The 22,110-nt window shown below is 39.9% G+C and carries 28 protein-coding genes and 12 tRNA genes; 2 read left to right on the top strand and 38 right to left on the bottom strand.

Features of this window, described 5'->3' with window-relative positions:
* Window positions 1-104: 104 nt before the first annotated feature.
* From HU823_RS21220 to HU823_RS21160, 13 genes are all read right to left on the bottom strand, one after another.
* Window positions 105-181 (bottom strand) — tRNA-Ile (locus HU823_RS21220).
* Between the two features lie 11 nt (window positions 182-192).
* Window positions 193-266 (bottom strand) — tRNA-Gly (locus HU823_RS21215).
* Between the two features lie 7 nt (window positions 267-273).
* Window positions 274-350 (bottom strand) — tRNA-Pro (locus HU823_RS21210).
* 10 nt (window positions 351-360) lie between these two features.
* A tRNA-Arg gene (locus HU823_RS21205) sits at window positions 361-437 on the bottom strand.
* A 35-nt stretch (window positions 438-472) separates the two neighbouring features.
* A tRNA-Leu gene (locus tag HU823_RS21200) sits at window positions 473-558 on the bottom strand.
* 51 nt (window positions 559-609) lie between these two features.
* A tRNA-Leu gene (locus HU823_RS21195) sits at window positions 610-693 on the bottom strand.
* Between the two features lie 15 nt (window positions 694-708).
* Window positions 709-784: transfer RNA gene (locus HU823_RS21190), tRNA-Lys, on the bottom strand.
* A gap of 43 nt (window positions 785-827) precedes the next feature.
* A tRNA-Gln gene (locus tag HU823_RS21185) sits at window positions 828-902 on the bottom strand.
* Between the two features lie 15 nt (window positions 903-917).
* Window positions 918-993, bottom strand: a tRNA-Asp gene (locus HU823_RS21180).
* Between the two features lie 34 nt (window positions 994-1,027).
* Window positions 1,028-1,102 (bottom strand) — tRNA-Glu (locus HU823_RS21175).
* A 3-nt stretch (window positions 1,103-1,105) separates the two neighbouring features.
* Window positions 1,106-1,196, bottom strand: a tRNA-Ser gene (locus HU823_RS21170).
* A gap of 3 nt (window positions 1,197-1,199) precedes the next feature.
* A tRNA-Asn gene (locus HU823_RS21165) sits at window positions 1,200-1,274 on the bottom strand.
* Window positions 1,275-1,450: 176 nt separating this feature from the next.
* Window positions 1,451-1,909 carry a SprT family protein gene (locus HU823_RS21160; protein ID WP_144704772.1) on the bottom strand — a complete coding sequence of 153 codons (459 nt, stop codon included), beginning with the start codon at window positions 1,907-1,909 and terminating at the stop codon, window positions 1,451-1,453.
* A 96-nt stretch (window positions 1,910-2,005) separates the two neighbouring features.
* On the opposite strand from HU823_RS21160, the gene cmpA reads away from it, so the two are divergent.
* Window positions 2,006-2,128, top strand: a complete 123-nt coding sequence (gene cmpA, locus HU823_RS21155) for a cortex morphogenetic protein CmpA (protein ID WP_137792088.1) — start codon at window positions 2,006-2,008, stop codon at window positions 2,126-2,128.
* Window positions 2,129-2,159: 31 nt separating this feature from the next.
* On the opposite strand, the gene HU823_RS21150 is transcribed toward cmpA, so the two are convergent.
* The 15 genes from HU823_RS21150 to acpS all read right to left on the bottom strand — a co-directional run bounded on the left by HU823_RS21150 (window position 2,160) and on the right by acpS (window position 13,759).
* Complete coding sequence (locus HU823_RS21150) at window positions 2,160-4,289, bottom strand: Tex family protein (protein WP_197223284.1); 2,130 nt, start codon at window positions 4,287-4,289, stop codon at window positions 2,160-2,162.
* Window positions 4,290-4,397: 108 nt separating this feature from the next.
* Window positions 4,398-4,541, bottom strand: coding sequence for a hypothetical protein (locus tag HU823_RS21145; RefSeq protein WP_197223283.1), 144 nt, complete (start codon window positions 4,539-4,541; stop codon window positions 4,398-4,400).
* A gap of 225 nt (window positions 4,542-4,766) precedes the next feature.
* Window positions 4,767-5,378, bottom strand: coding sequence for a SpoIIE family protein phosphatase (locus HU823_RS21140; protein ID WP_144704769.1), 612 nt, complete (start codon window positions 5,376-5,378; stop codon window positions 4,767-4,769).
* The gene (gene sigB, locus HU823_RS21135) at window positions 5,375-6,166 is read right to left on the bottom strand and encodes an RNA polymerase sigma factor SigB (protein WP_137792090.1); all 792 of its coding nucleotides are present in this window, start codon (window positions 6,164-6,166) and stop codon (window positions 5,375-5,377) included. Before sigB ends, HU823_RS21140 begins: the two co-directional genes overlap by 4 nt.
* Window positions 6,132-6,617, bottom strand: coding sequence for an anti-sigma B factor RsbW (gene rsbW / locus HU823_RS21130; protein WP_144704766.1), 486 nt, complete (start codon window positions 6,615-6,617; stop codon window positions 6,132-6,134). Before rsbW ends, sigB begins: the two co-directional genes overlap by 35 nt.
* Window positions 6,614-6,946, bottom strand: coding sequence for an STAS domain-containing protein (locus HU823_RS21125; RefSeq protein ID WP_144704763.1), 333 nt, complete (start codon window positions 6,944-6,946; stop codon window positions 6,614-6,616). The genes rsbW and HU823_RS21125 overlap by 4 nt, the downstream gene beginning before the upstream one ends.
* A 63-nt stretch (window positions 6,947-7,009) precedes the next feature.
* The gene (locus HU823_RS21120; protein WP_144704760.1) at window positions 7,010-8,017 is read right to left on the bottom strand and encodes a PP2C family protein-serine/threonine phosphatase; all 1,008 of its coding nucleotides are present in this window, start codon (window positions 8,015-8,017) and stop codon (window positions 7,010-7,012) included.
* A gap of 11 nt (window positions 8,018-8,028) precedes the next feature.
* Window positions 8,029-8,430, bottom strand: a complete 402-nt coding sequence (locus HU823_RS21115) for an anti-sigma regulatory factor (RefSeq protein ID WP_066285716.1) — start codon at window positions 8,428-8,430, stop codon at window positions 8,029-8,031.
* A gap of 2 nt (window positions 8,431-8,432) precedes the next feature.
* Window positions 8,433-8,789, bottom strand: coding sequence for an STAS domain-containing protein (locus tag HU823_RS21110; protein ID WP_066239455.1), 357 nt, complete (start codon window positions 8,787-8,789; stop codon window positions 8,433-8,435).
* A gap of 17 nt (window positions 8,790-8,806) precedes the next feature.
* Entirely contained in the window at window positions 8,807-9,625 is an 819-nt protein-coding gene (locus tag HU823_RS22230; RefSeq protein ID WP_286166508.1) for an STAS domain-containing protein, read from the bottom strand.
* Window positions 9,626-10,027: 402 nt separating this feature from the next.
* Window positions 10,028-10,378: a type II toxin-antitoxin system PemK/MazF family toxin gene (locus tag HU823_RS21100; protein ID WP_066239453.1), complete on the bottom strand. Its 351-nt coding sequence runs from the start codon at window positions 10,376-10,378 to the stop codon at window positions 10,028-10,030.
* Window positions 10,379-10,381: 3 nt separating this feature from the next.
* A complete protein-coding gene (locus HU823_RS21095) occupies window positions 10,382-10,663 on the bottom strand; it encodes a CopG family ribbon-helix-helix protein (RefSeq protein ID WP_066390801.1) in 282 nt (93 codons plus the stop codon).
* Window positions 10,664-10,804: 141 nt separating this feature from the next.
* A complete protein-coding gene (gene alr / locus HU823_RS21090) occupies window positions 10,805-11,977 on the bottom strand; it encodes an alanine racemase (RefSeq protein WP_197223282.1) in 1,173 nt (390 codons plus the stop codon).
* A 288-nt stretch (window positions 11,978-12,265) separates the two neighbouring features.
* Complete coding sequence (locus tag HU823_RS21085) at window positions 12,266-13,273, bottom strand: LolA family protein (RefSeq protein ID WP_144704754.1); 1,008 nt, start codon at window positions 13,271-13,273, stop codon at window positions 12,266-12,268.
* Between the two features lie 126 nt (window positions 13,274-13,399).
* A complete protein-coding gene (gene acpS / locus HU823_RS21080) occupies window positions 13,400-13,759 on the bottom strand; it encodes a holo-ACP synthase (protein WP_137792096.1) in 360 nt (119 codons plus the stop codon).
* A gap of 383 nt (window positions 13,760-14,142) precedes the next feature.
* Here acpS and HU823_RS21075 point away from each other — a divergent pair, with 383 nt between their 5' ends.
* Window positions 14,143-14,748, top strand: coding sequence for a rhomboid family intramembrane serine protease (locus HU823_RS21075; RefSeq protein ID WP_197223281.1), 606 nt, complete (start codon window positions 14,143-14,145; stop codon window positions 14,746-14,748).
* Between the two features lie 16 nt (window positions 14,749-14,764).
* On the opposite strand, the gene HU823_RS21070 is transcribed toward HU823_RS21075, so the two are convergent.
* From HU823_RS21070 to HU823_RS21025, 10 genes are all read right to left on the bottom strand, one after another.
* Complete coding sequence (locus HU823_RS21070; protein WP_144704748.1) at window positions 14,765-15,535, bottom strand: STAS domain-containing protein; 771 nt, start codon at window positions 15,533-15,535, stop codon at window positions 14,765-14,767.
* Window positions 15,532-16,182, bottom strand: a complete 651-nt coding sequence (locus tag HU823_RS21065; protein ID WP_144704745.1) for a cobalamin B12-binding domain-containing protein — start codon at window positions 16,180-16,182, stop codon at window positions 15,532-15,534. Before HU823_RS21065 ends, HU823_RS21070 begins: the two co-directional genes overlap by 4 nt.
* A gap of 20 nt (window positions 16,183-16,202) precedes the next feature.
* Window positions 16,203-16,583 carry a hypothetical protein gene (locus tag HU823_RS21060; protein WP_144704742.1) on the bottom strand — a complete coding sequence of 127 codons (381 nt, stop codon included), beginning with the start codon at window positions 16,581-16,583 and terminating at the stop codon, window positions 16,203-16,205.
* Entirely contained in the window at window positions 16,580-16,885 is a 306-nt protein-coding gene (locus HU823_RS21055) for an antibiotic biosynthesis monooxygenase family protein (protein WP_144704740.1), read from the bottom strand. Before HU823_RS21055 ends, HU823_RS21060 begins: the two co-directional genes overlap by 4 nt.
* A 268-nt stretch (window positions 16,886-17,153) precedes the next feature.
* The gene (locus HU823_RS21050; RefSeq protein ID WP_144704737.1) at window positions 17,154-17,636 is read right to left on the bottom strand and encodes a DinB family protein; all 483 of its coding nucleotides are present in this window, start codon (window positions 17,634-17,636) and stop codon (window positions 17,154-17,156) included.
* Between the two features lie 52 nt (window positions 17,637-17,688).
* A complete protein-coding gene (locus HU823_RS21045; protein ID WP_197223280.1) occupies window positions 17,689-18,792 on the bottom strand; it encodes an HD-GYP domain-containing protein in 1,104 nt (367 codons plus the stop codon).
* A 144-nt stretch (window positions 18,793-18,936) separates the two neighbouring features.
* Window positions 18,937-20,145, bottom strand: coding sequence for a D-alanyl-D-alanine carboxypeptidase family protein (locus tag HU823_RS21040; RefSeq protein WP_197223279.1), 1,209 nt, complete (start codon window positions 20,143-20,145; stop codon window positions 18,937-18,939).
* Between the two features lie 186 nt (window positions 20,146-20,331).
* On the bottom strand, window positions 20,332-21,267 hold the full coding sequence (locus tag HU823_RS21035) for a magnesium transporter CorA family protein (RefSeq protein ID WP_197223278.1): 936 nt from the start codon (window positions 21,265-21,267) through the stop codon (window positions 20,332-20,334).
* Window positions 21,268-21,297: 30 nt separating this feature from the next.
* Window positions 21,298-21,600: a hypothetical protein gene (locus tag HU823_RS21030; protein ID WP_197223277.1), complete on the bottom strand. Its 303-nt coding sequence runs from the start codon at window positions 21,598-21,600 to the stop codon at window positions 21,298-21,300.
* A gap of 47 nt (window positions 21,601-21,647) precedes the next feature.
* Window positions 21,648-22,058 (bottom strand): NUDIX hydrolase, encoded by a 411-nt coding sequence (locus tag HU823_RS21025; protein ID WP_197223276.1) that lies wholly within the window; start codon window positions 22,056-22,058, stop codon window positions 21,648-21,650.
* Window positions 22,059-22,110 lie beyond the last annotated feature (52 nt).

The raw sequence follows: 22,110 nt of genomic DNA, 5'->3' as shown, positions 1-22,110 counted from the left end.
GTTTGGCTTGTCTTTTTCCGAGACAGCTTTATCATCTTACCGAATGGAAGTTATAAAGTCAAGCACTTTTTTAAAATTCTTTTTTGATCATTTTTACGATCATATGGTGGGCCTAAATGGACTCGAACCATCGACCTCACGCTTATCAGGCGTGCGCTCTAACCAGCTGAGCTATAGGCCCGTAAAAAATAATGGAGCGGGTGATGAGAATCGAACTCACGACCAGAGCTTGGAAGGCTCTTGTTTTACCACTAAACTACACCCGCATAAGTATGGTCGGGAAGACAGGATTTGAACCTGCGACCCCCTGGTCCCAAACCAGGTGCTCTACCAAGCTGAGCCACTTCCCGTAAGTAAATATGGCGCGCCCTGAGAGATTCGAACTCCCGACCTTTTGATTCGTAGTCAAACACTCTATCCAGCTGAGCTAAGGGCGCATATTTTAAATGTATTCTATGTTATAAGTTAAAGTTGGTGCGGTCGAGAGGACTCGAACCTCCACGGGGATACCCCCACTAGCCCCTCAAGCTAGCGCGTCTGCCATTCCGCCACGACCGCGCGGCTAGATGCCAGCGCATGAGCACTGCAACTTATTGAGAAAAATTAATATGGTGCGGGTGAAGGGACTCGAACCCCCACGTCAAAGACACTAGATCCTAAGTCTAGCGCGTCTGCCAATTCCGCCACACCCGCATATTAATTTGAAAATGGTGAGCCATGAAGGACTCGAACCTTCGACCCTCTGATTAAAAGTCAGATGCTCTACCAACTGAGCTAATGGCTCTCACTCGAAGTGTTTTTTAAACACTTATCTTAAAAAGAAAAAATGGCTGGGCTAGCTGGATTCGAACCAACGCATGTCGCAGTCAAAGTGCGATGCCTTACCGCTTGGCTATAGCCCAACACCTTAGAAATAATGGCGGACCCGACCGGGGTCGAACCGGCGATCTCCTGCGTGACAGGCAGGCATGTTAACCACTACACCACGAGTCCATCAATCTATAGGTATTAATTTTATGAAAGTATATGGTGACCCGTACGGGATTCGAACCCGTGTTACCGCCGTGAAAGGGCGGTGTCTTAACCGCTTGACCAACGGGCCACATGGCAGAGAAGAAGGGATTCGAACCCTCGCACCGCGTTAGCGATCTACACCCTTAGCAGGGGCGCCCCTTGAGCCACTTGGGTACTTCTCTGTATGGCTCCACAGGTAGGACTCGAACCTACGACCGATCGGTTAACAGCCGATAGCTCTACCACTGAGCTACTGTGGAATGTCTTTTAAGGACAATTAATATCATAATTGTTTTTGCCTCAGATGTCAACTATTTTTAGAAGTTTTTTCTGAGCCGCATTCGCTTAACGATACCTGCTTTTAAAAGCTATGTAATAGGTATGTCTAACAGCGACTTTATTAAATTACCACATACCTATATTCGAAGTCAACACCCTATTTTAAAGAAACCTGTTTTAATTTCCCTCTGCACTTTCCACACACATATCTTTTCGTATCTATTTGCCTTTTTCTCTTATATGACTGCATACAGTCCGTACATAAATAAGCGTATTTATAGCTCTCTGTTCTTCTTTTTTCCGGGATGGATTGACAGAAACGAGACCCACCTACTTTATGTAGCCAATATTTAAAGTCATCGTCACCATGTTTATACCCTCTGCCCTCGATATGCATATGATAGTGCACGAGCTCATGCTTAATGACACCGATCAATTCTTCCATACCAAACGCTTCATAAAGATGAGGATTCATTTCTATATCATGAGATCGCAACAGATAACGTCCACCTGTTGTTCGCAGCCTTCTATTGAATCTCGCTTGATGGCGAAACGTTTTATTGAAGAACTGAATCGAGATCTCCTCCGTTAGTTTCTGCAATTCTTCATTCGTCATGGTCAAGCTCCTTACATTTCTAGTTCACATTAACAAGCTCCTATACATAGACTAATACACAAATAACGGATTGGGAAGTTCAGGGAGGTTCTCTATATGCCAACATGGTTTAAAAGACAGCTCCGTCGTGCTTATTATCAAAAAGACCGTTACCAAATCCGCTTACTTAATCAATGCTGGTTCTTTTATAACAAAAAACACTCCTCCAGTGAAGAATAATCCACTGGAGAAGTGCTTAATCTTTTATTCCTTACTTAGGGGCGATCATGGTTAGAGCGATTCGTTGCTTGGATACATCTACTGAATCTACCCATACAGTAACGACTTGCCCTACGCTAACGACATCCATCGGATTCTTTACGAATCGATCCGTAAGCTTAGAAATATGAACAAGCCCGTCCTGTTTTACGCCAATATCTACAAAAGCACCAAAATCAACAACGTTTCGAACCGTTCCTTGAAGCTCCATTCCTTGTGACAAGTCCTCCATCTTAAGAACATCTGTTTTAAGGACTGGCCCTGAAAAAGCATCACGAGGATCTCGCCCAGGTTTCATAAGCCCTTCGATTATATCCTTTAATGTTGGAACGCCGATATCTAATTTCTCTGAAGTTGCTTCAAGCGAAAGTGATTTCAACTTTTCCGCAAGAGCATCTGAACCGATATCAGCAGGTTTGAATCCGAGTTCTTTTAAAAGAGCTTTTGTTGCCGGATAGCTTTCTGGATGAATACCCGTCTGATCAAGTGGTTGATCTCCATCAACTACACGTAAAAATCCGATACATTGTTCATACGTTTTTGCACCAAGACGAGGAATTTTCTTCAGTTCTGTTCTGTTTTTGAACTTTCCTACCTCGTTTCGTTTAACAATAATGTTCTGTGCAACGGTTTTGGACAACCCAGATACATATTGAAGAAGAGACGATGATGCGGTATTAACGTTAACTCCAACTTGGTTAACTGCAGTTTCAACAACAAAAGAAATTTCTTCACCAAGTCTTTTTTGAGAAACATCATGCTGATACTGACCTACTCCAATAGACTTCGGATCGATTTTAACGAGCTCCGCCAACGGATCTTGAAGTCTTCGGGCAATGGATACCGCACTTCTTTCCTCAACTTGAAGGTCTGGAAATTCCTCTCGAGCGACTGTAGAAGCTGAATACACACTCGCTCCCGCTTCGTTAACGATCACATATGCTACAGATTTCTCTAAGTCCTTTAAAGTCTCTGCAATAAATTGTTCTGTTTCACGTGACGCTGTCCCATTTCCAATCGCTGCGATTTCGATATCATACTGATCGATCAGTTTTTTTACAACCGCTGCCGATTTTTCTATTTCTGATCGCGGTGGTGTAGGATAGATTGTCTGGATATGAAGCACTTTTCCAGTTTCATCAACCACTCCTAATTTGCAACCCGTTCTATAAGCAGGGTCAACACCTAAAACAACTTTCCCTTTTAGTGGTGCTTGTAATAGAAGACTTCTTACATTTTCAGAAAAAATATGAATCGCACGCTCTTCCGCTTGTTCGGTTAGAGCCGCGCGAATTTCTCGTTCGATGGAAGGCGCGATCAATCGTTTATAGGCATCTTCAATCGCCTCTAATATAATAGGTGCAGCAGGTGAGCTCGAACGTTTCACTACTTTCCGCTCCATCTTTGATACGATCAGTTCTGAAGGAGCAGCGATACCTACTCTTAAAATATTCTCTTTTTCGCCGCGATTCACCGCTAAAACACGATGCGGAACAATCTTTCGGATCGGTTCTTGATATTCATAGTACATTTCGAATACTTTTTTCTCATCTAATTCTGCATTTTTTCCATCAGTTTTGATCTCGCCCTTGGAAAATGTATCTTCGCGAATCCACTTTCGCATATCTGCATCGTCAGACAGCATTTCAGCGATGATGTCTTTCGCTCCAGTCAATGCATCTTCAGCAGAATGCACTTCTTTTTCTTCATTTATGTAGGATGCTGCTTCCGTTAGTGGATCATCATTTCTTTGTTCTAACAACCATAAAGCAAGTGGTTCGAGACCTTTTTCTTTCGCTACAGTTGCTTTCGTTCTTCTCTTTTGTTTGTACGGACGATAAATATCTTCAAGATCTTGTAGCTTTTGTGCTTTTGCAATTGCTGCCGTTAATTCTTCAGTCAATTTTCCTTGTTCTTCTATTAAACGAAGGATTTCTTCTTTACGTGAAGCTAGATTTTGCAGATATGTCCATCGGTCCATAATGTCTTTAATCTGTACTTCATCTAAGCCACCCGTTAATTCTTTTCGATAACGCGCAATAAACGGGACCGTGTTTCCTTCTTCTAGTAGAGCAATAACCTGGTTAATTTGTTTTCCTTTTACGTTCAGTTCGGATTCCATTGTTCTCAATGCTTGTTCATTAATAGGTTGTCCCAATAAGAACACTCCTTTTTCAATCAATTAGTACTATTATAAACCAAGGAAGTGGTGGCGTAAAAATCGCACTGGTTATTTCTGATCCACTCTTGGAAGTCGTTGATTTCCTTTCCAGGTTGCTCGCTTTCCGCGGGGCAGGCGGTGAGCCACATTTGTACGTTCCACTTTTAAGTGTCTCACCTGGCTAGTTGCAACGGCTAGCCCCTTCCACTTCAAGGACTGCCCACCTTTAGAAGTTCCTTGCTCCTGCGTCTAAAAGTTAATTCTCCGTAGTGAGCTTCCTCGTCGCATGCCTTGCAAGAAGTATCTCATGTGGCTGGCACGCACCTTCCACTACAATCAACAGTCGAAGAAGTAACTAAAAAGATTTAAATGCAACAATCTTTTAGAAAACAGCCAAAACAAAAAACACCACCCTACATACTGATGAAGGTGATGTTTTTACGAAATCAAATTTATTTGTCCGACGAGACAGGTTGCATCGTCATTAATATCTTGAGGCAATCCACTGATATAGAGGACCGATTCTTTTGGTGATATCATTTTCGTTAACAACGAACGGCTCTGTGTATGAATGTCCATACCATCCGAATAAAGCATCAGTGTTAACTCTTTTTCGAACTTAAAGTCTTGTACTTTAAATTTTTCAGGCTTTCCTGCAAGAAAACCGACTTTCGGCAAAGGGTGTATCGCTCTTTGTCTTTCTGCAGAGATCATAAAACGGATGTTACCAACTCCTGAATAAGTAGCGGTATGATTATGATAATCGACTTTAACTATAGCAATCACGGCACCACGAGTATGTCTCAGACCTTCATTACAAAGATGCATTAACCCTTCGACAGTTTCATGATGATTTCGATCGATAATATCAGTAGCGGCCCCAGAAGCTTCTTTCGCCATCTTACCACTTCCTAGACCATCCGCTACTGCACAAATCAAATAATCTTCCGTTTCTTTTACATAAAAACTATCTCCGCAAAGATCATTTCCCTTTTTCGGTTTCTGATAAGAGGAAACAGATGCCTTGCTAAACTGATAGTGTTCGATCATTTAAGAGCCTCCGAAGGTGATACGCGCAACGCTTCTTTAAGCTTTTCAAGTGCTCGTCGCTGAAGTCGGGACACATGCATTTGAGAGATATCTAGGCGTTCTCCCGTTTCCTTTTGGCTTAAATTCTCAAAATACGTACATTGAAGAATTTCGCGTTCGCGTTCGGAAAGAACGGCAAAAGCTTTTTCCAAAAGCATTCTTTTATCAATCTGATCAAAACCAACATCGTTGGAACCAACTAGATCGAGTAATGTAACCGTACTTCCTTCTTGATCCGCTTCAATGGAACTATCTACAGATAGAGCTTGATAACTTTTGCCCATCTCCATCGTCTCTAGAACTTCCTCTTCAGAAACTTCTAGGTACTCTGCGATTTCAAAAATTTTCGGTGATCTTTGTAAACGCGTAGTTAGTTCTTCAACGGCTTTCTTGATTCTTGGTCCAAGTTCCTTAATTCGACGAGGTACGTGAACACTCCATGTTTTATCACGGATAAAACGTTTAATCTCTCCGACGATGGTCGGAACAGCGAAAGATTCAAATGATCTTCCAAACGTTTTGTCGTACCTTCTAAAAGCCGCAAGCAATCCAATCATACCGACTTGTACTAAATCGTCATGAATGCTTTTGCCTTTAGAAAACTTCCGAGCTAGTGAATGAACTAAGTCTTGATACTGCAACACGAGGTTCGTCTGAATCTCTTCGTTCTTTGGGTCTTGCTGCAGTTCATCAATCCAAGCATAGACTTGTTCTTTACTGTGAAGGCGCTGGTGAGATTCTGTCGACATGTTCCTCCACCTCATCTCTGTGAAGATACTTCGTCATCATTACAACGACACCGGCTTCACTGCTTATTTCTACCTTGTCCATTAATGTATCTATCAGAAAGAGGCCTAAACCTCCCTCATGCAGTTGATCAACTGATTTACCATCTACAGGGCCAAGATTTTTAGAGATAGATTCGACATCAAAGCTTTTTCCTTGGTCGACAACCGTAATTTCCATGCGGTCATCATATATATTACAGCCAATACGAACTTGGCCTTTATCTTCAGTATCGGTATAGGCATGATTAACAACGTTCGTTACAGCTTCTGATACTGCAATTTTGATATCTTCAATTTCGTCAAACGCAAAACCCATGCGGTTGGCCAGGCCAGAGATCGTTAACCTGACGACACCTACATAATCCGGTTTTGCAGGGACCTTCATTTCAATATAGTCGGACGCTGTTCTCATAGCGCCTCCCCCTTTACTCCACTTTCAATATCCATTACTTCCGTTAATCCAGTAATTTCAAAAATGCGTTTAACGCGTTCTGTCATGCCTCTTAATTTTAAAGAGCTATGATTTGCTTTAGAAGATTTTAAAGCTCCTACGAAAATACCTAGCCCTGTGCTGTCCATATATTCAATTCCGGAAAGATCTACGATTACGATGTTTCCTTCTTTCTCTGTTAATGGAAGCATCACTTCTTTTAACTTAGGAGCTGTATAAGCATCCACTTCTCCTGTAAGGTTTAACTCGTATGTTTCATTTATTTGATCTTGATTTATTTGCAAATTCATTTTATTTCCCCCCAAGCTTTGTATGGAACCATATAAGGTACCTTTACCCTAATCAAATACTGTTTAAACCAGTCGTTTTAAAATAATTAAAGTAAAATCATCTCTTAGCTCAAAGCCTTGAAGGCGATCAAGCTCCTGAAATACATTTTCAACAATCTTTTGTGAGGGCAGATCCATATACTTTCGAATAAGAGCAACAACTTCTTCTCTTTCGATGAATCCTTTGCTTGTTCTACACTCGGTCACTCCGTCTGAAAGAAGGATAACCATGTCTCCCACTTCTATCATCTTTTCGTATGGGTGATAAGTGGTTGTTCTGGATACACCAAGAACCAGACCTTTAGCGATCAAGTCATGAAACTCGTCTTCCTTTGCGTGATAGAAAAAGCCTGGTTCATGACCAGCACCCGCATAGTAAAACTTATGACTTTCAGGTTCATAAACCCCATGAAACATCGTGATGAACATGTTGCTATGAACATTTTGTTCAACGACACGGTTTAAGTTCTCTAAAAGTAGATGAGGCTTCATCTGTTCTTCAGGTAAACTGTCCATCGCATATTTAATCATAGACATACAGAGTGCAGCGGGTATGCCTTTACCGATAATATCTGCTACAGCGACACTTAAACTGTTGCCGCTCTTAACAAAATTATAATAATCACCGTTCATTTTTTTAGCGGGAACACTCACTACGCCGATGTCTAGCTGATCAAACTCTGGCACATCACTGAGCAGTAACGTCTGCTGCATACTTGCGGCAACTTCAATCTCTGATTCGAGCTGTTGTTGCTTATCACGCAAACTTTGGTGCTCACGATAAGCAAAACCGTAGCCGATCATCGCTTCAAGCAGAAAGTCAAAAGAATCTCTCATTTCTTCAGACATATCTGGAAACAGTTCATCCATCACTTGGATGTGCAAACTGACAAGATCTTCTGGTGAGATCTGCTGTTCTAATAACTTTCTGCTGAATTGCTGCCCTTTGTAGAGGGTCGTCTCTGTTTTGGCTTTTAGATAGACCGATAATAAATCTTGATAACGTTCCGTTAGTGCGTCTTTTGCGGTCAAGAGCTCTCCTCCTAACGAAGCCATTTAGTAGCTGATATCTCCGTCCCCACATCTACAGTGGATTCGATTGAGAATTCATCCATTAATCGCTTCACGCCTGGTAATCCAGCTCCTAATCCGCCAGAAGTAGTGTATCCATCTTCCATAACTTTTCGGATCTCTCGAATTCCAGGACCATTATCTAAGGCTACGATTCGCAGTCCTTTTCTTCCTAATTGATCGATTGGTTCGATGCAAATCTTTCCTCGTCCAGCGTATAGATAGATGTTACGGGCGAGTTCAGATATGGCTGTTGTTATTCTTGCTTGGTCAACGTTTCCGAAACCGAGCTCTTTAGCCATGTTTCTTCCGAGTTGACGGGCACTTACGATGTCCCACTCGTTGCGTACTTCCACACAGGATTGGATGTCCATAATCATCCCTCCAGTTCCAGACGCAATTTATCAAGCCCCTGTTCTAAGTCAAGTGCTGTCGAAACTTCCCTCATTGAAATTCCAAGGTCAATTAGAGTAATAGCAACTGCTGGTTGTATTCCTGTTAATACAACTTGAGCTCCCATTAATTTTGACATCCTTACTACATCTCCAAGAACTTTAGCTATAAAGGAGTCGATCATGTCTACTGACGTTAGGTCAATAACCACTCCTTTCGCACCTGTATCGTGAATTTTATTAAGCAAGTCTTCTTGAAATTGAAGAGCTGTCTGATCATCCATTTCAACTTGAATGGTGATCAATAAATATTCGTGCAATTTTAAAATAGGAATTCTCATTTTTTTACTCTCACTCCCTATTTATTGCTAATTAACTGCTGATTTGTAATTTCTAGAGCGTTTTCCATACCCTTTTGAAGCGTACTCTTCGTTGGGAACAAACTAAGGTCGATTCCTAAGCTTACGATCGTCTGTGCAATTTCAGGACGTATTCCTACAAGGATACACGTAGAACCTAATAGACGCACAGCATCCGCTGCTTGAATAATATGATGAGCAACCATCGTATCAACGACAGGTACACCCGTAATATCGATTAGCACTACTTCCGAGCGATATTTGATCACACCGTTTAAAAGGTTTTCCATAATCAGCTTCGCGCGTTCCGTATCAATCGATCCGATAAGAGGCATAACACTAATATTTTTGAAGACTGGAATCAATGGAGCAGAAAGCTCTAATAATGCCGTCTTTTGAACGGAAACAGTTCTTTCCCATATTTGAGAGGAGTTTTCGACAACGCGATTTAGAATCGGGTCTAACCAGCGATCGATCTCACGGTAAACAGCTGCTACCTTCTCTTTGTCGTTTTCCGTCTCTACTAAAAGATTTAGAACAACGCGGCGTGCCGCTTGTAGTCCTTGCGTTAAATAACTTAATGGTAAACCTGTATGAAGAACTTGATCAAAAAAATCATCAAGTGTTCCGTCTTTAGAAATATCATGAAAATTAATGTGCTTGATTAGCATAGAAAAAAACTGTTGGTCCGTTTCTTCACTAAACTTCAAAGTAGTTCCAACAAGTTCTTTTTCTTTAAAAAGCTTAACTTCCTTAAGCCAATTATTTTTTAGGGTTTCTTGATTTTCATTAATCATCTGTACAATCAAGTTGTCCAATTTTTCTTGCACCCCCACTACATGTAGTCTCAATTTCTATTATTTCACTTCTGAATATATTGTGCAATGTTTACTCTTTTACTAACTTTGGATATATAACCCAAGATTCTGATTGTTAAACATGTATTTTTTTACAAAATATTTAAATAGTATTCGTATACTAGTTACCATTATAAGGGGTTGGTTCCTTGTTATGTGGCAAGATGAACCAATATGCAACTTAAAACTGAAAAAGTTATTTCTTCTCAATTCCATATATCAAACCCTGAAATCTCTCATGAATCCTTAGTGCATGAAAGGTAAACAGTACCTGTTCTTCCAGTTTCCCTTATTAGATCTGTTGATAAAATAAAAAACCGCCAGACATCCCCGTCAGACAGTTTCCTAAATGATGTTATAAAATTAAAAATCAACCAGACCAGTACTGATCTGCAATGCGTCGTCTACCCTGCGCATCATGTCTTCATCCAGTTGTGTTATTTTATCTGTTAATCTTTGCTTGTCAATCGTTCTGATCTGTTCAAGCAAAATAACTGAATCCCGTTCAAAGCCGTATTTTTTCGAATCTATTTCAACATGTGTTGGAAGTTTTGCTTTCTGTATTTGAGCTGTGATTGCTGCTACGATAACAGTTGGGCTAAAACGGTTCCCGATATCATTCTGAATGATCAGTACAGGCCGAATCCCACCCTGTTCTGATCCAACTACCGGTGAAAGATCTGCAAAGTAAACGTCTCCGCGTTTGACTATCAAGGACTACACCCCGCTAACTAAGCGGTCCAAGGTATGATCGGCTTCCTCCTCTAACATAAATGCTTCTGAAGCAATCGTTAGATTGATCTTAGCCATTTCCATGTAACCCTGTTTCATCTCATCACGAAACTGACGCTTATTCTTCCGCTCACGAAGAAACATCTCAGTAGCTTGATGGATAAATTCGCTGCGGTCCAAATTCTCTTTCTTTATGACACGATCTACCTCGCTTAGTAATTTCTGAGGAAGACTAATCACTATTCGTTTTGTGTTCAATTCGGACACAACATACACCTCCAGCGCAAAGCTATACTACGATCAAATTCCTTTTAACCACATTTAATCTTATCACTTCAATAATCCATTTGCAAAGCGATTTCAAAGTATTTATTCTACAAAATTTTCAATAGTCCTTCTAATATTCTGCTAAAAATTTAGAATTACATTCATATTTTCTAAAATTCGACCCTTTTTTGTATAAACTCTCGGCACTCGAGCAGAAATGAGGCACGGAATTTCATAATTTATCGTTTCGGCGACACGTGCGATCTCATCCATTTCTATTCTTTCCGCTTCCTGACTTCCTATTAAAGTGGCAACTTCACCAACATCTAATCTCTTTGGAAGTCTGACCATGCATTGATCCATACAGATCCTGCCGATGATCGGCATCCGTTCGCCCTTTATAAGCACTGAGGCTCCTGGAGAAAATCTTCTTTGCCAGCCGTCCGCATAGCCGATTGGAAGTGTACCTACCCACTCTTCTTCTGTTGCTGTATAAGTAGCTCCATAGCTTACAGTATCCCCAGGCATCAGTTTTTTAACATGAATGAGCCTGGAATGAAGGCTGAACGCTTCTTCTAGCGGAAAAGGCAAGTCTTGTTTTAATTCGTTAGATGGCGCCAACCCGTACATGCTGATTCCGAGGCGAACAAGATTGAATGGCCCTTTCACTTTCCTGAGAGCTGCTGCGCTGTTGGCGCTGTGGATTAGGGTTGGATTCAATCCCCATGATCGCAACGAGTCTATATATTTAATAAACCTTTTTCTCTGTTTCTCAAAAAGTTCTGATTCCCATTCATCGGCTGTTGCAAAATGAGTAAACACCCCTTCTGCTTCAAAAACAGAAGATTGTTTGATGAAGTGCGCTACGTCTTGCAGCTCACTTTCTTCTTTAAATCCAACTCGCCCCATACCGGTGTCGATCTTCAGATGAAGCTTTATTTGATGTTTTGTTTCTTTTACATGCGATTGTGCCTCGATTAGCCATTCTTTTTGAAAGACTGTAAGGCTTATTTCATTTTCTGCCGCAAGATTAGCATATTCCGGACGTACACGGTTCATAACTAAAATCGGTGCCGTGATTCCTTGTTTACGCAAAGCTAATGCTTCATCGAGCATAGCAACAGCTAGCCACTCAGCTCCTGATCTCACAGCCTCTTCTGCCACTTGAAGTGCTCCATGGCCGTAACCGTTCGCTTTTACGACAGCCATAATTTTTTGTTCAGGGAGATGTCTCTTAAAAGATTTTATATTTTGACTGATCTTATCTAGGTCGATTTCCGCCCAAGTGTCTCGATAATAGTGATGTTTATCCATGATGTTGGCCTCCCCAGTTTAGATTACTGCCTTCTATTTTACCCTCTTACCGCCAATTATGTAAGCATCCTATCGCTTCAATCCATAAATATGTGTGTGCAATCCAAAAGTTTTTAGAGTTTATCCACGAGTTTTCGTTCTTATTCCAAAAGTTTTGGCATTTTATCCACGAGTCTACAATTCTCGACAATTTACGGACGTGTTAAATCCATCATACCCGCTTTCAAAACAAAAAAGGCTAGCGTCTTCGCCAGCCTGCTCTATCAATTCCTATATATAATGTAGAAATTATTTAATCGCCTCTCCGCTCACTGAGCGTGCAATCGCCATCAACTCATCCTGACCGAGATTATTGGAGACGAGCAAGTAATCTACACCGTTAAAATTCCATGTGATCGATTGATCCGTCATCGCCCCAACGGTAAAGCCCAGATCAACTGGTTCTCCACTCGACATCGTTAGGCGTGAAGCTGTTTCTACAGCTGTGTTCTTCTGCTGCATCAATGTAAATGATTTATCTTCGTCCGCATAGTTCAATACTACTTTGGAGTCATCTGCGCCTTGTGCCACTTCTCTTTCATTTACGATGTTTAAGTTCGCTGTATAAGTCGGATACAGCACTTCGAACTCTTCTCCAGCACCTGAGAACGTAGGAACCTCAAATTGAGCACTGCTCATGTTCGACTCCATATCGAAAGAGTTCTTATCAAATTTTGCATTGAACTTAACCTTTGAGAAATCCAGTCTAACAAGCTCTTTTTGGTCTTGATCCATAATTCGTACTTGTTGCGGATCAAGATCTTTGTTTAATGTGATCTCTTGCTGATAGAGGTTTTTGTTTTGATAATTTGTTTTTGTATGGAAGACATAGCTTTTCTCTTTTGATTTAAACCCTCTGTCCGTATCATTTAAAATGTCCGAGATGAGAGATTGGAATAAATAAACTTGGCTGTTGTTTTCTGGCCAGTCGCTTTGGAAACGGAAACTTTTATTTAGAGCTGGCGTAAGAACGAAAACTCCATCTTTGTTACGCAGTATCATCTGGCTTTGATCTTTTTCAGCATTTTTTAAGCTGACTCGGTAAAAATCCGGCTTCTTATGCCAAATTTCTAAATCATAAGTCAGTGGCTTTTCTCCTGTGCTCAATGTCATCTTGGCTTCCGCTTTGTAACCTGTCATGGATTCCATTCTTTCTTCTAACGAATCCAAAACATCGTTCTGGCTTTGTGCACCACAAGCTGACAGAACCAACACGATCATGAACGCCGTCAACATCATTGACAGTGTTTTCTTCATTTTTTGCCATCCCCTTTGTCCCAAAGTAATTTCGACATTGAAGGGGGACCAACTCTCTGCACCTTGCAAAGGACTACCCCTTCTACCGCATTACAATATATGAGACAACCCTGGACAATATGCAGACTAGCTTGACGAGCTTTCTAAAACCACTTGTGCGATCGCGTATTCTTTCGTATGAGAGATGGAAAGATGACATAAATATGGATAAGGGGAAGTAAGAAACGGTTTACCCTTTTCATCTGATTTAATCTCCATGTCCTGCCATGAAAGTTCAGCGCCGATTCCAACACCGAGAGCTTTGGCCATTGCTTCTTTTGCGGCAAAACGCCCTGCAAGATATTCAAATCTTCTGTTGCCGTTTAAAGAAGAAAATCTTTTTTGTTCGAACGGTGTTAACACCCGCTCCAAAAATCGAGGCTGGTGAGAAACAACCTGTTTGATTCGTTTTAGCTCGATCATATCGATGCCTGTTCCTACAATCATTTATAAAAACTCCTTTACAGCTATATCTTTCGCCCTATCTACCAACACATGGTAAACTTAAGGTAGATGTATAGTATGTTTTGAAAATTTGGCTGTTTTGTAACTTTGTTGCTCTTGTATGAAGTTGATTTCCGCTTCAGTGCTTCGCTTTCCGCGGGGCAGGCGGTGAGCCCCTTGCCACTTTGCGCCCTTAAGGGTCTCACCTGAACGCTTCAAAGAAGTACTGCGTCTAAAAGTTAATGCTACCGCAGTTAGCTTCCTCGTCGCATGCCTTGAAAGGAGTTGCTTTAAATGGTAGGCACGCACCTTTCACTCCAATCAACATTCAACGAAGAGAAAGAAAAAACAGCCTACACTTTATAAAAAAAGGGTGATCTATTTCCATGTTCATAAGAGATGAAAGCTTTCAGACCTTTATTAGGCGTTATCCTGTTGTTACTTTTTTAGTAGCTGCACACATTATCGTGTTTCTTCTTATTAATTTTACCCCTTTTTCTACCTCTTTGTATCATTTTATGGTCGGGTCTAATTATTACATCACCGCTGGAGAGTACTGGCGTTTATTTACCCCCATTGTTACACATGAGGCTGCAGGTCATCTAATCTTCAACTCGTTCTCGCTCGTCTTGTTCGGTCCTGCACTCGAAGGAATCCTTGGGAAAGTAAAATTTATTATCGGGTATCTTGGTGCTGGTTTGATCGCAAATATTGCTACGTTACTCTTGCTGCCACTTTCTTACGCACATATTGGTGCCTCAGGAGCTATTTTTGGTTTGTTCGGGATCTACGTTTATATGCTTTATAACCATCGTCAATATATCGACCAAGCCAACACACAGATTCTTCTTGTTGTGTTAGGAATCAGTCTAGTAACCACGTTCATGAATGCAAGAATCAACGTGATGGGTCACCTGTTCGGATTGATCGGTGGCGCGGCTCTTGCACCAATCATTTTTGCTTCCCTTCATCGCAGGAAAAAACGATGGTAAAACAAAAAGCACCTCATCACACTTGAGGTGCTTTTCCTATTTGAAGATGCTCGATCAATACATCTTTTAATGAAGTTTCAAAATAGACGGGCCAATCCACGTCTAGTGCAGTCAGCTGCCTAGCATGCTTCGGCTTTACGCCGATAATTTTTACGGGTTTTCCGTTCATATATTGAAGCATGCGGAACAGTTCGCTTAACTTCTGAACGCCACCTTCATCAATTTCTCCTGTAGCAGAGAGATCAAAGAAGATTTCTTCAAATTGCCCTTCGTACGCCGCTTTAAGAGCGTTCCCTGTAACGGTAATCATCTTGCTCTCGTTCACATCCCCAAACAGAGGAACAAACGCCATCTTTTCAGAGATCGGTATGAACGGTCCAGACAATTCATCAAGCCGTTTCATCGCATCTTCTAGCGCTTCCTTCTTCTCAAACAGTTCAAAATCTGTAGAAGATAGTCGCAGCCTAAGTTCTAAAAGCTTATCTTCAAGCCCCTGAACATGCTTTCCAATTGGGATAAAAACAACGTGAGCAAATTCCCCTTCCCAACAAACAGATATATCACAAAGCAAGAAAGGGTGATTCCTCGCCTTTATATTTGCTTCAAACGTTTTTTCTCCTTCAAAAGGCATCATATACTTCATTAATTTGTTATGACTTTCTTCGTCAAAGCAGTCCCGAATCGTTTCAGTCTGCAAGTCCAACAACTCAATGGCTTTTGCGGATCTATTAAGAATAACTCCTTGTTTATCTATCTTTACGTATGGTACGGGTAGGACACTGCTCATTTGTAGACGTTAATCCTCTCTTCGGTATATTCATCCAGCCACTTTTCTACCTGTTGGAGATTTTTGATAATGATTCCTTGCTTATTTACATATGGTTCTAGATCGTATTTTTCAGTTAGCCTTCCGCCTACTAAAATATCAGGTTTATTCGGCAATGCTGCGAGTGCACGCACATAATTTTTTAGCACCGGTAGATTATATACGATGGAAACGGATAACCCGATGACTTCAGGCTTCCATTGCAGTGCTGATTTCAATGCATATTCTAACGGAAGACTTGCTCCATAATATTTTGTTTCCCAGCCTTTTTCATCAAAAAGACTATTGATCATCTTGATACCGAGATAATGCTGTTCTCCCTGCAGACATAAAAACATAGCTTTCTTTTTATTTGTTGCTTCATCTGCTGATACTTGAAACAGCCTAGAAAGAACAAAGTCACAAACTCCTGTTGCTAGATGTTCATCAGCGACGGAAATTTCATTATTCTCCCATAGGTCTCCAATCATATACATTGCAGGAGTAAACAGGTCTCGAAACAAAACCATTCGATTTTGGTCTGGCTGCTGTTTGATGAAACGCAATGCCTCAGCATGATTTCCTTCTAAGAACAGACGCGCCAACTTTTCAGCTTCTGAAATAGCCATGGATGGGACCTCTCCTTTTTCTAGTGTGATTCCACTTTACTGCATAGAACATCATTTGCTTGTTTTAAATATTGAATATAAATACCAACACGGGTATTTTCAAACGTTTGTTTTTCCTGTTCTTCTAACAAAACCTCTATTATAAAATCAAAGTTATCCATTAAAAGCTGTGTACTCATCCCAAACTTTTGTAAGATACCATCTAACCAGATCGCATAATCGATAAAGAACGTGCTATTATCGAGTTCATATGCCGTCTCTAGGTGCTTAAAATGATGATGGTTATCTTCTATACACTTCGCTCTCCCCTTGTCACCATATCTTTCGACAAGAGAAGGATCTTTTTGGTAAATTTTTTCTGTTACTCTTTCTACCATAACATTTATGTTAAATTCCGTCATTTGGCAACCACCTTATATTGCTTTACTGTGGGTATGACAGCTGCTAATTCTTGATCAGGATATTTCTTTTCAAGGTCATGAATCTTCTTAAATTCCTCACTTCTTACCCACTTTAGATAAGCTTCTTTTGAAGTGAAAATAAGTTGAACGGTAAGCTCACCCGCCCGTTTATCGTTCTGAAGCAATAAAAAATCAACAAAACCATCGGCGTTATCTACTGATCTAGAACGGTTCTTATATATATTTATTACTTCGTCTGCTTTTTCATTTGGAACATCGAACGTAGAAAAGACGGTATACATGAAACATCACCTCTTGGATGTATTTAAATGACAAAATGTTTATCTCATAAAAGATTCAATAAAGACTCTATTTTTCCTGCTAGCTAATTCGACTAACAACATCTTTTAAATTGAACCATCCATATTACAGGAAAAAAGTGTAGAAGTCGAATCTAAGTGAAATAATTTGGCAGAAAGAAAAGCAATATATTTAATAAATTGTTGATTTTAGTAAGCTTTAACCACAGAAAAAAGGATAGAGCTCCCTTTTAGAGCTCTATCCTTTACTTTAATAAAGATCAAACATATTCACATCATGATTGGTCTGTTTTAGATAAGTAAACAGCTGTCCACGGTGATGGTAGCTATGCGTTACGATTTCCACTAGCCATCTTGCTTGCGTAGCACCTTTTTCAGCATAAAACGCCTTTGTTTCTTTCTTAAGAAAATCTTCTTCGGAAAGAGATAAAAAATAAGACTTTGCTAGATGATACCCTTCTTCTAAAACATGAGTTAATTCTGTAACATTTTCTGCTGATAACTTCTTTTCAAGCTGACGAATTTCTTGCTCTGATTTTTCCTGTAATATCGCTAAGTCGATATGAGGAATCTGAACCAAATGATTGGCTAGTTCTAAAAAAGAACGCATGTTTTCAACAGGTCGAAAATCGTAAACAGAAGGATCTGCTTTTTTTAATAATTGATTGGTCGTACGAACCACAACATACAATTCTTCGAGTAACGTCTCTGTTAAGGAAACTGTCGCATTCATCTTTTCTTTCCTCCTGCTATGTATAATAATTACCTGTATTATCTTCTTCGTCTCAGCCGTTTTTTCCTTCGTTTAATCCAGAAGCAATCTCCTGATGCGCGGAGTTACTCATCAAAATATTTTCCGAATTGTCTTCACAGATTAAAAGCATGTCGTAATAAGCGCGCATAAAGACTTCCACAATAAATGGATCATACATTTTTCCTGAATGGTTCTCGATCTCTATCTTTGCTTCCCAAGGCGTCAATCCTTGACGATAAGCACGGTTACTCGTCATCGCATCAAAAGAATCAGCGACTGCTAAGATACGAGAATAAATCGGTATATCTTTTCCTTTTAAACGGTGTGGATAGCCTAGACCATCGTATCTTTCATGATGATGAAGAATTCCAGTTAAAACACGGTCCGAATATCCGAAAGATTTTGCTAACATCATCCCATCAACAGGATGCTTTTTCATAATTTCGTACTCTTCTTGTGTTAATTTTCCGTTCTTCAAAAGCACGGCATCTGGTGTTGAAATCTTTCCGATATCATGAATGAGAGCTGTCAACTCAAGCTCTTGCCAATCTACATTTTTGAATTGGCCATGTTTGGCAAGAATCATGGCGTAAAGTGCCACTCTCTTTGAATGTCCTTGTGTATAAACGTCTTTCGCTTCAACTGCTAACGAAAATGCTTTCACACCTTGCTGAATCGCTTCTTTTTCTGCAACAGATTGATAAACAATTCTCTGCGCCATGAACAAAAGTGAACAGAAAATCACATAAATCGAGATAAACGCCAGATAGTCTTTGAGTGGTTCGTTCGATAAAAATAGATATGAAATCAAGCCACCTATACTTGAAACATAATATAGCCTCTTATCATTTAAAAGTAGAGCAGATACAGGCAAAAAGAAGTAAGCAGCCTGTACGATCGGATATGTAACGAAATAGTAGGAAATCGAAACAATATAGATGCTGCACATAACAAAAGCCAATTTTGTGTATTGTTCTTGTATACGGTTGACTCCCCATGCAGGAAGAAAACCAATTAAAAATAAGAAAAGAAAGGTGTAGAAACTTTCTAATGGTTCTATAAAAAAATGATGGAGAGCCTGTATGAAGGCACTCCCCACAATAAATAGCTGAGCTAGCTGTATATTACGTATCATGATTGAAACTCCAATTGTCGAATTTTGTAATTTAATGTAATTATATACTATGAAAGCTTTTTATCCTATAGTTTGTTGGAATTCAAAACACCTTTGCATAGCTCACTTTATTTTTTACAAACAAAAAACCGCCTATTGACGGTTTTATTTCACATAACTGCGTGCAACTTGTCTCATTTTTTTATGTTTGTGTTTTTGACTTCGCATTCTTAAGATCACTAGGAACGCGAGCAAGAGCAGCAGTCCACTGTATAAGAAGATACTTGCCTTCACAACAGATTGCATGAACGTCGAATCTACTGTTTCAACAGATTTACTATCGACAGTTGCGGAAGCTTCTTTTTCCTTTTCCTTCTCTTTAAATAATGTATGTGAGAGTAACACATGTCCCGAAGAATCTTTTAGTTGAAGCTCTCCATCTGAACTCACTTCTTGAACCGGTTCTTCTCCTTTTGGCAAGGTAACAGCCAAATCTTCTTTTAACGGATAAGTCTTTCCGTTTAACGCTTCTATCTTTGTACCAGCAGATAATGTTTGTCTTTCAAAGTTCGCAAATCCATAATCCCCAAGTGCCATCGTGTCCCAATATGCCGCTCGACTCGTAGGAGCTTTTAGAGTAACGATGATAACATCAAGATTATCTCTAGAAACAGCTGTAACTAAAGTATGCTTGGATTCATCAACATATCCGTTCTTTACACCAATCGTACCCTCATAATCCCACAAAAGTTGATGGTGATTTCTTAACGTCGTCTCCCAGCCTTCTCCGACCCAAGGCAGTTCCTTTGTTGATACGATCTCACGAAATTCTTCATTCTTCATCGCGTATTGAGTAATCTTCGCCATATCTTCGGCTGTTGTATAGTGTTCTTCATCAAAAAGTCCGTTCGGATTAACAAAATGAGTGTTATCTGCTCCCACTTTTTTTGCAAACTCGTTCATTTGGTCTGCGAATGTTTCTACGTCGCCTGCCACGTATTCTGCAATCGCAACTGCTGCATCATTACCTGAGTTGATCAAAAGTCCTTGAACAAGCTTTTTCAGTGGTACTTGCTCACCTTCCATCAAATAAACTCGTGTCCCCTCAGCTCTCACTGCGTCGCTGCTTACAACAACAGAGTCATCCAACTTGCCTGATTCTATAGCCAGAATCCCTGTAATGATCTTTGTAATACTTGCTGGATACATTTGTTCCGAGCTGTTTTTTTGATATAAAATATCTCCTGTTTTCGCATCAATCATTACAGCGCTTTCGCTTTTAATATCTGGTGTGTTCTCCCCCGTCGCTTGAACAAACTGTGTGTTCACAAGCATAACCAGTGAAAAAACAAGAATTAGGCTAAGTTTTTTCATTTAATTCCGCTCCCGTTAGTCATTTAATCTTCATATCTCTTCGTTGTTTGTTTTGTTTCTTTTATGGTTGAAATCAAAATGAAATCTAGTAATATTCGCCATAAAAAAACAAGCGTTTTATCAATTGATACCGTTCGACAAAATCCGCCTGTTTCCTTTTATATATCGTTCATATTTTCAGTTTATTTAGTCAAAATGTTTTCTGCTTTTCTTTCCTCTTAATAAATCTCCCGTCCACCCTTTCATTCTTAGCCAAATATATATAGCTAATGTGGAGACAACGATTGAGATCATAGCGTAAAGGTAACCGAATTTCCAATCAAGTTCAGGCATATTCTTGAAATTCATACCCCAGACTGCCCCTAAAACCATTCCAGGAGTGAAAATAACGGTAAATACAGTGAGTGTTTTCATAATTTCATTTCCACGATGAGAAGAAAGAACTTCTTCAAGGTTTAACAAAGTATCAATGTCTTGTCTGTAATGAGATAGAAGCGAAGTTGTTCGGTCGATCCTAGTTTCAATTCGCTTATATGCGCGTGTTTCCGTGATTTCATCTAGAAAAGCTTCCTTAATGGCCATCTGTGTTTCATGCACGGGGAGTGTTAAATCGCTCCAGTTGATCAACTCAATGCGTCGATCATAGATGCTGTTTAATAAATTCGTATGATTATTTCTTTGAACATCCCTTTGGAGTTCTTTAAGCTTCACTTCTAATGCATCAATACCATCCAAGAAATAATTGACCAATTCACCGAGCAGTATGATAAAACCTTCCACAGGTGTTTTTTCTTCTAAAATCAAATGATCACACGCTTCACGGTTGTCTCCTTGGATACGTGAGAGATCTAATCCTACTGTTATTAAGGATTTGGGACGGATATAAAAATGAAATACCTCAAAATCAGATTGGTTCTTCGGATCTTGTTTATACGTGAGAGATCCACGAACAATTTGATCACCGTCACTGTCTTTTTCAATTCTTAAATAATTGACTTTATCTTCTTTAATATTACTCAGCCAATTTTTGCAGCCTTTCGTATTTGCAATCAAGTCATGAATAGTTTCTTCGTGACACTCATGACGATGCCACTTCCAACCGTAAACACTCATTTCTTCCATAAATCATCCATCCTTTGTATACTGATCGTTTTAAATAACGGTATATTCTTTTGCACCTTTTTTTCTTAACCAATTTAGTGAGAATTGTATGAGATCAGGATGACTCTGCAGATTTCTATTCTTTGAATAAATCCAGATGTAACCCTTCTTTTCGGTTTCCTGTACCTTTAATAAGGCAATCGCTATAATTTCATGCTCTTCTTCTACAATCACAACGGTTGCATCATCATGACCCTCTAAATATTGAGAAAGTTTCTTATGATATTCCGGAGCGTCACTACACCATTCCAACAAACGGTTAAGGTCTTCCTTTTCTGCGAATATCGGTTTCACTGCCAACCTCCTCCATTAGAGTTCCCTTATAAAAATGAGAACAAACACTAGATTATTTTTTCAGATGGTGCCAGATAGCTTTGTAAAAGTTCTCGGTCTTCTGGAAAGGATAAAGTAAGTACTTCTAACTCTTTCAAGGATACCCACCTAATATCGTGTATTAAACCATCCGGATCTTGGATGACCGAAGAACCGCTCACTAGATCTGTTAAAAAATAGTGAACTTTAAAATGGATGTTTTGAGAGATTCCTTCTTTAATATGTAGCTTCTTAGTAACTTTCACGACATATCCCGTCTCTTCCCACACTTCTCGCATGGCGCATTCTTCAAGACTCTCGTTCCCTTCTCTGCCTCCAGAAGGAATACTCCACTTCTTCTCCTCAGCGGCTGTTCCTTGTAAAACCATCAATAACTTTCCATCGTTCATACAAATACAACTAGCACCTTCCCATTTCATATCTATTCCCCCTTTACAGCTATTTTCTGGACATGAAAAAAAAGTCCTGCGA

Source organism: Fictibacillus sp. 18YEL24 (assembly GCF_015903855.1).
Classification (GTDB): domain Bacteria; phylum Bacillota; class Bacilli; order Bacillales; family Fictibacillaceae; genus Fictibacillus; species Fictibacillus phosphorivorans_C.
The sequence above is the reverse complement of the archived record's forward strand: the minus strand, read 5'-3'. Positions and strand labels throughout refer to the sequence as shown.